Origin of the sequence: Streptomyces sp. NBC_00158 (assembly GCF_045160885.1) — a bacterium.
Lineage (GTDB): Bacteria > Actinomycetota > Actinomycetes > Streptomycetales > Streptomycetaceae > Streptomyces.
The window spans coordinates 6,471,386-6,484,497 of the sequence record NZ_CP108161.1; the positions used below are offsets into that span (position 1 = coordinate 6,471,386).

7 protein-coding genes are annotated in these 13,112 nt (G+C 76.8%); 4 read left to right on the forward strand and 3 right to left on the reverse strand.

Annotated features, from left to right (window positions below; genetic code table 11):
• Positions 1-168: 168 nt before the first annotated feature.
• From OG553_RS29725 to OG553_RS29740, 4 genes are all read left to right on the forward strand, one after another.
• Complete coding sequence (locus OG553_RS29725; protein WP_405981918.1) at positions 169-3,183, forward strand: type 2 lanthipeptide synthetase LanM family protein; 3,015 nt, start codon at positions 169-171, stop codon at positions 3,181-3,183.
• Between the two features lie 82 nt (positions 3,184-3,265).
• Positions 3,266-3,475, forward strand: coding sequence for a hypothetical protein (locus OG553_RS29730; RefSeq protein WP_405981919.1), 210 nt, complete (start codon positions 3,266-3,268; stop codon positions 3,473-3,475).
• A 139-nt stretch (positions 3,476-3,614) separates the two neighbouring features.
• Positions 3,615-6,578 (forward strand): helix-turn-helix transcriptional regulator, encoded by a 2,964-nt coding sequence (locus tag OG553_RS29735; RefSeq protein WP_405981920.1) that lies wholly within the window; start codon positions 3,615-3,617, stop codon positions 6,576-6,578.
• Positions 6,579-6,752: 174 nt separating this feature from the next.
• Positions 6,753-8,591 (forward strand): BTAD domain-containing putative transcriptional regulator, encoded by a 1,839-nt coding sequence (locus tag OG553_RS29740; RefSeq protein WP_405981921.1) that lies wholly within the window; start codon positions 6,753-6,755, stop codon positions 8,589-8,591.
• Here the strand turns inward: OG553_RS29740 and OG553_RS29745 are convergent.
• Genes OG553_RS29745 through OG553_RS29755 form a run of 3 tightly spaced genes read right to left on the reverse strand, consistent with a single transcriptional unit; the run spans position 8,588 to position 13,112 of the window.
• A complete protein-coding gene (locus OG553_RS29745; protein ID WP_405981922.1) occupies positions 8,588-10,729 on the reverse strand; it encodes a prolyl oligopeptidase family protein in 2,142 nt (713 codons plus the stop codon). The two genes, OG553_RS29740 and OG553_RS29745, sit on opposite strands and share 4 nt — an antisense overlap.
• Before the next feature lie 11 nt (positions 10,730-10,740).
• The gene (locus OG553_RS29750) at positions 10,741-12,186 is read right to left on the reverse strand and encodes an MFS transporter (RefSeq protein WP_405981923.1); all 1,446 of its coding nucleotides are present in this window, start codon (positions 12,184-12,186) and stop codon (positions 10,741-10,743) included.
• On the reverse strand, positions 12,183-13,112 hold the full coding sequence (locus OG553_RS29755; RefSeq protein WP_405981924.1) for a DUF6895 family protein: 930 nt from the start codon (positions 13,110-13,112) through the stop codon (positions 12,183-12,185). The genes OG553_RS29750 and OG553_RS29755 overlap by 4 nt, the downstream gene beginning before the upstream one ends.

The window sequence follows — 13,112 nt, forward strand, 5'->3', positions numbered from 1 at the left end:
GGACGCGAGCGCCGGGCGCCGTAGCACCCCCCGCTCGAACCCGGCTCGCGGCGGGGTGGAAAACATGGGGGACCGACCCCCATGTGCCGGGGGCACCCCGCGTACCAGGATCGGGCGTGGCGCGGAGCGGTGCGGAGGGGCGCGGCGCGGTCGAGGAGGGGCGGGGCGATGGTGGCTGGGCAGGGGCGGGCGGGGGACCCGCCGTCGGCGGACGGGCGGTGGTGGGAGGCCGGGCTGGTCGGCGGTGACGGCGGTGGAGGGCGCCCGGACTGGGCCGCGTTCGCCGAAGGGGCCTCGGCCGCCGCACCCGAGGAGGCCGTGGCGCCCGAGGGGGACCATCCGGGGCTCGGCGGCTTCGAGTGGGTGCTGCGGCCGTTCACCGCCCGCGCCGGGGAACGGCTGGAGCGCGGCGTGTCGGAGCGGGCGCGCGGGCTGGTGGACCTGGCCGCCGTACGGGAGGACCTGGAACGGCACCTCGGCGGCAGGCTGGCCCGGGCCGCGGCGCGGACGCTGGTGCAGGAGCTGTACGAGGCGCGCGGCGCGGGCCGGCTCGAAGGGGACGACACCCGGGCCCGGTTCCGGGACTTCCTCGGGCGCACCGCGTCCCGGCGCGGACTGACGGCCCTGCTGGCCGGCCGGCCGGTGCTGGCACGGATCCTGGGCCGGGCGGCGCTCGACGCGGCGGACGCCGCCCGGGAGGCACTGGAGCGGCTGGCGGACGACCGCGCCCGTCTGGCCTCCGGCCTGCTGGAGGGGGCCGGCGGGAGCGTGCTCGTCGGCGTCGAGCCGGGCGCCGGCGACGGCCACCGGGGCGGGCGGAGCGTGATGCTGCTGCGCTTCGCCGACGGGACCCGGCTGGTGTACAAGCCCCGGCCGCTCTCCGCGCACCGCCACTTCAACGACCTCGTCGCCTGGTTCAACGCGCTGCCCGGCTCCGTGGACCTCCGTACGCTGCGGCTGCTCGACCGGGGCGACTACGGGTGGGTGGAGTTCGTCGCCGCACAACCCTGCGACTCGGCCGAGGAGGTCGAGGAGTTCTACCGCCGCCAGGGCGCGCTGCTGGCGCTGCTGCACCTGGTCGACGGGACCGACCTGCACCACGAGAACCTCATCGCCGTCGGCGCCCACCCGGTCCTGGTCGACGTGGAGACCCTGTTCCACCCGCCGCTGGTCGGCACCGCCACCCAGGACCCCGCGGCCCGCGCGCTCCACGACTCCGTGTACCGGGTGGGACTGCTGCCCCAGCTGCTGGTCGGCGATCACAGCGCCCTGGACGTGTCCGCCGTCGGCGGCGGCCGCGAAGCGGCTTCGCCCGTCGTCCGGGCGGACTGGGCCGACGCCGGCACCGACCGGATGCGGCTGGTGCGCCGGGCCGGGCGGTTCGGCGAGTCCGCCAACCGGCCGCGCCTCGCGGACGGCGCCCCCATCGAGCCTGCGTCCCACGTCGAGGCGCTCTGCGCCGGATTCCGCGCCGGCTACGCGGCGGTCGCCGCGGCCCGGGAGGAACTGCTGCACGGGACGGCCCTGTTGAAGGCGTTCGCCGAGGACGAGGTGCGGGTGCTGGTACGCCCCACCTGGGTGTACAGCACCATGCTCGACGAGTCGACGCACCCCGCGCTGCTGAAGGACGCGGCCGAGCGGCAGCGGGTCCTGGAGACCCTGCGGACCGACGCGCTCGGCAAGGTCCTCGCACCCGACCTGGTGGACGAGGAGATCGCCCAGCTCTGGGCGGGGGACGTACCGCTGTTCACCGCCAGGCCGGGCCGGGACCGCCTGTGGGGCACCCCGGAGCGGCCGCTGGGCGGCCGTACGGACCTCGCCGGCACCGCCCGGGTCGCCGCGCGGCTCGCCGCCCTGGACACCGTCGACCGCCAGGACCAGGAGTGGATCGTACGGGCCGCCATGGCGACGGCCTCCCGGGCGCCCGCGCACCGGCCCGTCGGGGACCGGCGCACCCGTACGGCGGAGCGCGCCCCGGAGCCGGAACGGCTGCTGTCGGCGGCCCGGTCCGCCGGGGACCGGCTGGTCTCCCTCGCGTACCGGGAAGGACCGCGCAGCAACTGGATCGGCCTGGAGCTCCTGGACGACCGCTACTGGCGGATCGGCCCGATGCCGGCCGACCTGGCCGGCGGGTACACTGGGCCGGCCCTGTTCCTCGCCCAGCTGGCGGCGCTCACCGGGGCCGGGCACTACGCCGAGGCGGCCCGTACGGCCCTGGCGCCGGTGCCCGGACTGCTCGACGCGCTGCGCGCCCGGCCCTCGGACCTCGGCGCGGTGGGCTCGGGGGCCTTTTCCGGCCTCGGCGGCATCGCGTACGCCCTCGCCGAGACGGGACGCCTGCTGGACGATCCCGAGGTCGGCTCCTGGGCGTCCGCCGCGCTGCGGCTGGCGGGGGCGGCGGCCCGGTCCGAGGGGGAGTACGGGGTCGGGGCGGGCGTGGCGGGCGGGCTCGCCGCCCTGCTGGCGGCCCATCGGGCCGGCGCCGGCGGCGGGAACGTGGGGCCGGAGACCTGGCGGGCCGCGCGGGCCTGCGCGGACCGGCTGGCCGCGGTGGATCCCACGGCCGGGGGGCGGGGCTTCACGACGGGGGCCGCCGGACTCGGATGGGCGCTGCTGCGGTTCGCCGAGGCCGACGCGGAGAACGGGGGCGCGCGCGGGGACGGCGAGCGGTACCGGCTCGCGGGCCTCTCCGCGCTGCGGGCGGCCGTCGCCGGGCAACCGGAACCGGACGCGGGCCCGGACGCGGGCCCCGGTGCGCTCGCGGGGGACGGCGGGGCCCGCGCCTCGGCCTGGTGCCGGGGGAGCGCCGGCATCGCGCTCGCGGTACTGGACGCGCCGGGCGCCCTGGACGACCCCCACCTCGCGGCGTGGTCGCGCGGGACCGTCGAAGCGCTGGGCCGGGACAGCCCGGCCGCCGACGACAGCCTCTGCCACGGCGAGGCCGGACTGTGCGAACTCCTGGCCCACGGCGCGGTACCCGAGGCCCGCCCGCACTGGATCCGCCGGGCCGGAGCACTCCTCGCCTCCGCCGAGGAGACCGGTGCCCGCAGCGGCGCCCCCGACGGGGTCGCCCATCCCGGCCTGCTGACCGGGCTGGCGGGGATCGGCCACGGACTCCTCCGGGCGGGGTTCCCGGAACGGGTGCCCTCCCTGCTCCTCCTGCACACGTCCGGCCCGGCCTGACCACCACCGGACAGCACGACGGCACGACAGCACGAGCGCATCACCGCACCACCACCCATCCCCCGGACACGAAGGACGGACGATGAGCATGCAGATCAACGACTCGGTGAAGTACGTGGACGGCAGCGCCGGCGCGGAGACCGCCGCCCACGAACACCCGGTCGGCGAGGTCGTGTTCGGGACGGCCGGGACACTGGGGCTGCGCAGCCGCCTGCTCCGGGCGGCGGACTCCGACGCGGCCGCCTTCTCGGTCGACGTGCCCTGGACCACCGGCTCCCTCACGTTGTTCTGACGGCCGACGGGCCGCCGGGGCCGACGGGCACGCCGCACCGGCGGCGTGCCCGGGACGGCGCCGTGATCCGGAACGGGCGGTGGCCGGGGGTTTCCCCGGCCCTTTGCCGTGCCCGAACAAGGTCAAGTAGCCTGCGCCCATGCGAGCGACGTCGTCGGTCATCGTGGGGCGGAACGCCGAGATCCGGGCGCTGGACGAGGCCCTGGAGAGCGTCGGGAGGGGTGCCGGACGGGCGGTGTTCCTCGTCGGCGAGGCGGGGATCGGCAAGTCCAGGCTTGCGGGCGAGTCCGCCCTGCGCGCGTACGACCGGGACATGCCGGTGCTGCGCGGCCGCGCCACCTCCACGGGGCTCGTCGTGCCCTTCCGGCCGCTGGCCGAGGCGCTGTCCTCGCGGTTCCGGGCGGCGGGCGCCCCGGACGATCCGGAACTCCAGCCCTACCGGCCCGCGTTGGCCGGCCTCGTACCGGAGTGGCGGTCCGCCGCGGTGCCGCCCGGATACGCGATATCGCTCGTCGAACTGGCCGAGGCGCTGCTCCGGCTGCTGGCGGTGCTCGGCCGCGAGCGGGGCTGCGTGATCCTGCTGGAGGACCTGCACGACTCCGACACCGAGACGATCGCCGTCGTCGAGTACCTCGTCGACAACGTGGCGGAGCTGCCCGTCCTCCTCGTCGGCACCCTCCGGCCCGACCCCGGCCCGGCGCTGGACCTCGCGCTCGCCGCCGAGCTGCGCAACACCGTCGCCCTGCGGGAACTGGGGCCGCTGGACGGGACCTCCGTACGGGACATGGCGGCCGCGTGCCTGGACGTCGCACCGGGCGAGGTGCCCCCGGCCGCGCACCGGCACCTCGCGCAGTGGGCGGGCGGGAACCCGTACCTGGTGGAGGTGCTGCTGGCCGACCTGCTGGACACGGGACGGCTGAGCCGGGCCGACGGCGGGTGGCGGTTCGCGGCACAGGGCGGGGCGACGGTACCGGCGGGCGCGGTCCGCAGCTGGGCGCGCCGCCTGGACCGGCTCGACGAACCGGTGCGCGAACTGCTGCTCGTCGCGGCGACGCTCGGCGGCCGGTTCTCCGTCGGCGCCCTCAGGGCCGTGACCGGCCTCGACGACCGGGCGCTGTTCGCCCACCTCCGGTCGGCCTCCGAGGTGGGGATCATCGCCCCCGACGGGGCCGCCCACGACCACTACGCCTTCCGCCACGCCCTGACCGCGGACGCGCTCAGGGCTTCGCTGCCGCCCGCCGAGCAGGCCGCGCTGGCCCGCCGGGCGGCCTCGGCCATCGAGGAGTGCGCCGCGGAACTCGGCGGTGACCAGCGCCAGTTGGTGGCGACCCTGCAACTGGCGGCGGGCGACAGGGTGGCGGCGTCCCGGCAGTTCGCCCAGGTCGGCCGGCAGATGCTCGACGCCGGCGCGTCCGGCTCGGCCGCCGTGCTGCTGGAGCGTGCCCGGGGCCTCGCGGCCGACGAGGAGAGGCACGAGGTCACGGTGCAACTGGCCATCGCCCAGGCCGAGTCCGGGCGGCTCGACGAGGCGGCCGCACTGCTCGACGACCTCCCGCCGGTGCCCGCCGGATCGCTCGCCGCGGAGTTACGGGCCCAGGCGCACACCCAGGTCGCGTGGGTCGCGACCATGGCGGAGCAGAAGGAAGAGGCGCGCCGCCGGATCCGCGCCGCCCGCGCCCTGCTCGGGTCCGCCCCCCGCCCGGAGCAGGAGGCGGCACTGGCGGTCGTCGAGGGCCACCTGGCACTGCTGCCGGAGCAGGACGGCGGGGGCGAGGGGCAGGGGCCGGTGGGCCGGGGCGGCGGGGACGGCCGCGAGCGGCTGGAGGAGGCGGAACGTTCCGCCCGGCGTGCCGCGCTCACCGCGGAGGAACGCGGCCGGCCCGTGGTGGCCTGCCAGGCCTGGCAGCTGCTCGCCATGCTGGCCCGCGAGCGCGGGTTCGACGAGGCGGACACCTGTCTGGAACGGATGCTGAGGGTCGCCGAGGAGCACCGGCTCGCCGTGTACCGGGCCGAGGCGCTGGTGCGGCTCGGCACCAACGCCTTCATGCGCACCGGTGAGGCGACCCGCCTGGAGACCGCCCGTACGGCGGCCCACGAACTCGGCTCCCTGGCCCTGCTCCAGGCGGTCGACGGGTTCCTCGCCATGCAGGCCGTGCTGGGCGGCCGGTGGGACCGGGCCCGGGAGACCGTCGACCGGCTGGTGGAGGCCAGCGCCCGCCTCCAGAACCTGTCGACGCACCGCTACCTGCTCCTCGTCGACGCCACGCTCGCCGCCCACCAGGGGCGGGCCCGCGAACAGGAGAAGGCCCTGCTCCGGTTCCGCCGGGCGGGCGGCGAGGAATCCATGCTCGTGCCCCTGCAACGCGGACTGTGCCAGGCCGTGGGCGCGCTGATGGGGGAGGACCGGGACCGGGCGAAGGCCGAGATCGCCGCGGCGCTGGCCTGGGAGCGGGCGCACCCGAGCTTCTTCTACCTCAGCGGCCGGTACGGGCTCGGCCCCCTGCTGCGGATCGTCGACGGCGAGGACGACGGCCGGGAGGCGTACCGGGAGGCGCTGGCCTCCCCGGGCGGCCAGCTCGCCTGGAACCGGATGTTCCTCGACATGGCGGACGCGGTGCTGCGCGGCCGGGACGGCGACCCCGACGGCGCGCGCCGCGCCGTGGCACGGGCCGGCCGTGCGGCGACGGTGTTCCCCCGGGCCTGGCACCTCGCCCTGAGGCTGACCGCCGAGGCGGCGCTCGCCGACTCCTGGGGCGAGCCCGTCGCCTGGCTGCGGACCGCAGAGGAGCACTTCCACGACGCGGGCGTACCGCCGGTGGCCGGGGCCTGCCGGGCCCTCATGCGGCAGGCGGGCGTCAGCGTCCCGCAGCGCCGCGGCGGCCGCGAGCGGATCCCCGCGGGCCTGCGCACCGCCGGGGTCACACCGCGCGAGTACGAGGTGTTCGTCCTGCTCGCACAGCGTCCCGGCAACCAGCAGATCGCCCAGAGCCTGTGCATCTCGCCCCGGACCGTGGAGAAGCACATGGCGAGCCTGATGGCCAAGACCGGCTCCGCCGACCGCTCGGCCCTGTGCGCCCTGTCCGCGGAATCCGCGCAGGAGTAGGCCGGGCCTCCGTCGTTGGGATGGGGGCCGCTCCCGCCCATATGGGGGTCCGGACCCCCATGACGCGCACCAGGGCGGCACGACTCTGCGTACCCGGCACCGATGTGTGCCGGGTACGGGCGCCGGATCATCGAACGGACCGACCAACTCCCGTCACCCACGGAGGTCCGCTCGATGCCGCGTCCGTCCGCGCAGCCCGCAGCCCCATCCGGCACGCTGAGGTTCTCCCTCCTCGGCCCGCTCGCGGTCCACCGGGACGACCGGGCGCTGCCGCTCGGTCCGCTGAAGCAGCGGGTCGTGCTGGCGGCCCTGCTCGGATCGGCCAACAGCCCCGTGTCCGTGGACGCGCTGACCGACGCGGTCTGGCAGGAGGAGCCCCCGCGCACGGCCCGCAAGAACCTCCAGGTGTACGTGAGCGCCCTGCGAACGCTGCTCGGGGACGACGACGCGGACCGGCCGCGGCTCACCCACACGGGTGGCGGATACGTGCTGCGCGTGGCGGAGGACGAACTCGACCTCCTGCGGTTCCGCTCCCTGGTGCGGGCCGCCGAGGGACAGGGGGCCCGCCAGGCCGCCCGCTTGCTGCGACAGGCCCTCGACCTGTGGCAGGGCCCCCCGCTCGGCGACGACCTGTGCCGGTCACCCCGGCTCGCCGAGGACGCCGAACGGCTGGAGCTGCACCGCCTGACGGCATGCGAGAGCTGGGCGGAGGCAGAACTGGAGCTGGGCGGCGCACCCGCCGTGGCCGAGGGGCTGCGCGAACTCGTGGAGCGGCACCCGCTCCGCGAACGGCTCCGGTCCGCCTGGATGTCCGCGCTGAGCGGGTCCGGCCGGCAGGCCGAGGCGCTCGCCGCGTACGACGACTACCGTCAGCTGCTCGCCCGCGAACTGGGCCTGGAGCCGGGCGGAGCCATGGCCGCCCGCTACCGGACGATCCTCTCCGGCGACCACCGGACCGGGACGGGCCCGGCCCCCCGGCCCCGGACCGTCCGGCCGCCGGCCGTCCTCCCGCCCGACCTCGTCGACCACACCGGACACGGCGAGGAACTCCGCCACCTCCTCGACCTCCTGGAGGACGAGGACGCCGGCCGCGTCACCCTGCTCTCCGGCCCCGCCGGAGCCGGGAAGACCGCCCTGGCGGTACGGGCCGCCCACCAGCTCGGCGACCGGTTCCCCGACGGCCGGCTCTGCGTCTCCCTGCGCGACGCGGACGGCCGCACCCGCCCGCTGCCGGCGGTCCTCGCCGAACTCGCCGAACTCGCCGAGCTCGCCGAACTCACCGGACGGACCGGCCGGTCCGGTCCCTCCGGCCCCGAGGACTGGCGGGAGTGGCTGGCCGGACACCGCGTACTGGTCGTCCTGGACGACGTACCCGACGAACGCGCCGCACGGCCGCTGCTCCCGTGCGGCGGCCGGGGCAGGGTGCTGCTCACCGCGCGCGGACAGCTGGGCGGTCTGGCGCCCGTGCACCGGATCCCCGTCCCGCCGCTCGGCACCGCCGAATCGGTACAGCTCCTCGCGGGGCTCGTCGGCCAGGGCCGGGTCCGCGCCGACCGGGAGTCCGCCCTGCGCATCGTCCGCGCCTGCGGCGGCTCGCCGCTCGCGGTCCGGGTGAGCGGCATGCGGCTCGCGGTGCTCCGCCACGTGCCGCTGCGGGAGTTCGCGGACCGGCTCACCGACCCCGCCGGGGCGCTGGACGAACTGACCTCCGGGGACGTGTCCGTCCGCCGGTGGCTGGCCCACGGCTGGGAGGCGCTGCCGGAACAGTGGGGCCGGGACGCGGAACGGCTCGCCGCCGGCACCGGGGAGGGCCCCTTCGGCCTGACCGAGGCGGCCGAGGCCCTCGGCTGCGACGAGCGGCACGCCGTACGGGTGGTGGAGGCGCTCATCGACGCCGGCATGGTGACCTCGCCCTGCGGCGAGGTCACCGCGCACGCCGCCCAGTACGAACTGCCCCACCTCATACGGATGTACGCGCGCGGTGTCGGCCTCGGCACCCCCGTGCTGACCTAGGGAGCCCTTTCCGGACCGGGACGTCCGGGGGCCGGGAGCCCCACCCCCCGTGCGAGGAAGGCGAGGCACTCGGCCTGGAGGGCCACCGCCCGGGACGCGGAGCGGTCGCCGTGGCCGACCCCGCGCTCCAGCCGCAGCAGCACCGGACCGGTGCCCGATGTGGCGTGCTGGAGCGCGGCGCACATCTTGCGGGCGTGCAGCGGATCGGTGCGGGTGTCCCCGTCCGCCGCGACCAGCAGCACCGCCGGGTAGGCGGTGCCGGGCGTGACCCGGTGGTAGGGGGAGTAGCCGAACAGCACCGGCAGCAGCGCGGGGTCCCGCGCGCTGCCGTACTCGGGAGTCCAGCTGGGGCCGAGGCCGGACAGTTCGTAGCGGACCATGTCCAGCAGCGGGGACGCGCACACCACGGCGGCGTACTTCTCCGGCTGCTGGGTGAGGGCGGCGCCCACCAGCAGCCCGCCGTTGGAACCGCCCATGACGGCGAGGCGGCCCGGAGCGGTCCAGCCCTCCTCGATCAGGCGGTCGCCGGCCGCCGCGAAGTCGTCGAAGGTGTTCTGCTTGTCCTTCCCGCTGCCCGCCCGGTGCCAGGCCTCGCCCTCCTCGCCGCCGCCGCGCAGCCCCGCCCAGGCGAACACCCCGCCGGCCCTGACCCAGGCGAGGACCTGGGCGCGGTACCGCGGCGACATGGTCTTGCCGAAGCCGCCGTAGCCGGTGAGCAGCGCCGGGCGCGGCACGTCCGGACGGCCGGAGGGGGAGATCACGAACATGCGCACCACCGTGCCGTCCCGCGAGGGGAACGCGACCTGGCGGGTGACCGCGCCGCCGGCGCCCGGGGCGTCCGGGGCGTCCCGCTCCCAGCGCGTCACCCGGCCCGTCCGGGCGTCGAAGCGGAGCACCCGCGGCGGAGTGACGAAGTCGGTGTAGGCGAAGAAGGCCTCGTGACCGCCGGGCGGCCCGGCCGAGAAGTCGCCGACCGCGCCGGTGCCGGGCAGCGGGAGCGTGCCGACCTGCCGCCCTTCGACCAGGTCGTGCACGGTCACCTCGGCCACCGTGTTCCGCGTCCACGCGGCCAGGCCGAGCGGGTGCTCCAGGTCCGGCCCGGACAGCACGGTGAAGTGCGTCAGCACCGCGTCGGGCCGCTCGGGGACCACCTCGCGCCAGGCGTCGGCCCCCAGGCCCAGCCCGTCCGGGCGGCACGCCACGACGCGTCCCCGCGCGGCGTCGCGGTCGGTGCGCAGCCACACCGTGTCCCGCGGACCGGTGCCGGGCACCGCGTACAGGCGGGTGGCGGCGTCCATGCCCTCCTGGACGGGCCGCAGCTCCGGGCGCTCCGGCGGCCCCGCCCACAGGTCGGCCAGGTAGACGTCGGTGCCGCGGCCGGTGCCGAGCGTGGCCGTGACGCCGAGCCAGCGGCCGTCCGCGGTCACCGAGACGCTGTAGAACTGGGTCCTGTCCCGCCCCTCGCCGAAGACCACGGCGTCCGCCCCGGGGTCCGTGCCGACCCGGTGCAGGCAGACCCGGCGGTGGTAGCGCCCCTCGCCGGGGTGCAGCCGGGGGTCGAGGTTCCTGACGTAGTAGAACGCCCCGCCGCCGGGCAGCCAGCCGATCGACGACCTGCGCACCCGGTCCACCGGCCCGTCGACGACTTCGCCGGTGGCCACGTCGAGCACCCGCAGCAGCGAGTCCTCCGTGCCGTCGCGGGACACCTGGAAGGCCAGCAGCCCGCCCTCCACGGAGGGCTCCCAGGCGTCGAGCACGGTGCGTCCGGACGGATCGAGGGCGGCGGGGTCCAGCAGCACCCGTCCCGCCGGGTCCGCCCCGGGCTCCGCGACCATGAGCACGGGATGCTCCCGGCCGGCCTCCTGCCGCAGCCAGAAGGTCCTGCCGCCGCGGACCCTGGGCGTCCGGACGCGGTCCACGGTGTCGATCGCCGCCACCTCCGCCTTCCAGCGCTCCAGGTCCGGCCAGGACGCCCGTTCCGCCTCGTACAGCGCCTCCTGCCCGGCGCTCCAGCGGAGCGTGCCGGGGGACCCGGCGTCCTCCAGCGGGCGGTACGGGTCGGGGACGCGCAGGCCGTGCAGTTCCTCGACGGCGTCCTGCCGTTCGGCGTACGGGTAGTGGCGGGGCTCCGGGGTCACTCGCTGCTCCCTCATCTGGACGGCGGCCGGGAGACGGGGTGCGGTGCGGGCGCGGGCGCTGTGGTGTCCTCGCCGGATCCCCCGCCGGTCTCCCCGGGCCCCTTCCGGGCGTCCTGCCCGGCGTCCTTCCCGGTGCCCTCCGCGCCTTCCGCTCCGGGCAGGGCCGCCACCGCGAAGACGCCGGCCAGCAGGACGATCAGACCCGACGCGGCGATGACCGTGTCGACGGGACCGAACCGGAGCCCGCCGAGCGAGCCCCCGGCGTCCCTCAGCACGGACCCGGCGAGCCAGCCGGACAGGGCCGCCGAGAGCATCGACGCCAGCCTCGTCACCGGGTAGAACACGGCCATCACCCGGCCCCGGTAGTCCGGCGGCGCCGCCGCGAGCAGCAGCGGTGACATCGCCGTGTTCAGCACGGTGAGCGGAACGGCGAACACGAAGAGCAGGGCGACGCCGCCCACGAAGCCGGTCTGCCGGGAGTAGGCGACCAGCAGCACGCCGCTCACCAGCAGGGCGGTCCAGGTGGTCCGGCGCGCCCCGAGCCACTGCACCACCCGGCCCCCGGCCAGCGCCCCCGCGATGCCGCCCGCGCCCATGGCCATGCCGAGGTACCCGTAGAGGCGGGCGTCCGCGTGGAGGTTGTCGGTGGCGAAGAAGACGTTGAGGGTGCCCAGCGCCCCGACCCCGAACTGCCCGATGACGGACAGCAGGAGCAGCGCCACCAGGAACCGGCTGCCCGCGAAGAAGCGCAACCCGGCCGTGAACTCCTGCCGCAGTCCGGCCCCTTGCCGTCCGGCGGGCGGCCGAGCGCCCTCGGGGGCACCGGGGCCGGCCCCGGGTGCGGGCACGCGGACGGCTCGGATCGCGGCGTAGGACACCGCGTACGTCAGCCCGTTGAAGAGCAGCGCCCACTGCAGCCCGGCGCCGAACAGCAGCGGCGCGGCGAGCGGCGGCCCGATGATCCAGGCCGTCTCGCCGGTCGCCTGCCCGATCCCGGCCGCCCGCGCCCGGTCGGCGTCCCCGGTCACCAGGTCCGCGAGGACGGCGAAGCGCGCCGGGGAGAAGAACTGGCCGGCCGTGTGGAGCAGGAGCACGGTCGCGTAGACCAGCGCGAGCCACACGCCGGTCGGCAGGGCGCCGGCCGGCAGGAAGGCGAGGGCCGCCGGCACGGCCACCAGGGCGCCGCGGACCACCTCGGTGCGCAGCATCGTGGCCCGCTTGTCCCAGCGGTCGACGAACACTCCCGCGAGCGGCCCGATGACCAGCACGGCGACGCTCGACGCCATCACGATGCCGCTGACCGCCAGCGGCGCCCACGGCTCGTCCTTCGCCAGCACGGTGGCCACCCACAGCACCAGCGTCGTGCTGAACACTGCGTCCCCGACGGAGGAGACTGCCTGGCCGATCCAGAGCCGGGTGTAGTCGCGGTTGATCAGGATCGGGCGCGGCCTCCTCAAGACGGCCTCGGCGAGGAGACGGCCAGCGCCATGAGGGCGGTGACCAGGGTCGTGTGGTACGCCTTCGCGAAGAACTCCCCGGCCGGGGCCGACGGCCGCGCCGCGAGCGCCGCCGACCGCCCCGGGAGCGCCCCGTCGGGCCGCTGGGCCCGTACCAGGCAGTCCACGGCCGCGGCTCCGGACGGCGTGTCCAGCGGATCGAGCCCCAGGACGAACTGGGTGAGGACCAGCTCCGCGGCCAGGTCCCACAGCTCCTGCCCGACGCAGTGGCGCAGCGACCGGTCGACCAGGTCCAGCGCGTGCGCCAGGGCCTCCCCGTCCAGCCTGGGGGCGGTCCGGCCGAAGTCGCCGAGGTAGAAGGCGGTGTGCGTGACGGCGTACGCCTGCGGGACGGTGAGCGGCGCACCGTCCGGGGAGGCGGGGTTCCCGGGCCCGGCCGCGGGGAACGCGACGAGCGGGCTGTGCGGCAGGAGTTCGGCGTACGGTTCGATGCCGTGGCGGAGCCCGGCCTTGTCCGCGTAGTGCCGGACCTCGATGCGCTGGTACGGGGACTTCCCCCGGGGCGAGAGGAACCCGGGGTCGAGCCGTGCGAGCACCTCCCGGACCTGCGTGCGGTCGATCCCGTCCGGGGCCAGTGCGGCGTAGACCAGCCCGTACGTGGACGCGTACGTCGGGACGCCGGCGAACAGCGGCGGCAGCGCCGGGTCCTGCCACAGCTCGCGGACCAGGGCCGCGGCCCCGCCCAGGCCGTCCGCGGGGCCGGCGGGGCGGGCCGCGCAGTGGCAGAGCAGGGCCAGTTCCAGCACCGCCTTGGCCCGGCCGTGGCCGGCCGGCCGGGGGCTCGCCGAGAACGGGTCGAAGAGGTCCAGGTTCCCGTCCAGCCAGCCGAGCGCGCCGGCGGAGAGCCGCTCCAGGGGTGAGGACAT

What these genes read in the sequence shown, in the direction of transcription:
- OG553_RS29725 (WP_405981918.1), top strand. Translation starts at nt 169, where the DNA reads ATGGTGGCTGGGCAGGGGCGGGCGGGGGACCCGCCGTCGGCGGACGGG.
- OG553_RS29730 (WP_405981919.1), top strand. Translation starts at nt 3,266, where the DNA reads ATGAGCATGCAGATCAACGACTCGGTGAAGTACGTGGACGGCAGCGCC.
- OG553_RS29735 (WP_405981920.1), top strand. Translation starts at nt 3,615, where the DNA reads ATGCGAGCGACGTCGTCGGTCATCGTGGGGCGGAACGCCGAGATCCGG.
- OG553_RS29740 (WP_405981921.1), top strand. Translation starts at nt 6,753, where the DNA reads ATGCCGCGTCCGTCCGCGCAGCCCGCAGCCCCATCCGGCACGCTGAGG.
- OG553_RS29755 (WP_405981924.1), bottom strand. Translation starts at nt 13,112, where the DNA reads ATGTCCTCACCCCTGGAGCGGCTCTCCGCCGGCGCGCTCGGCTGGCTG.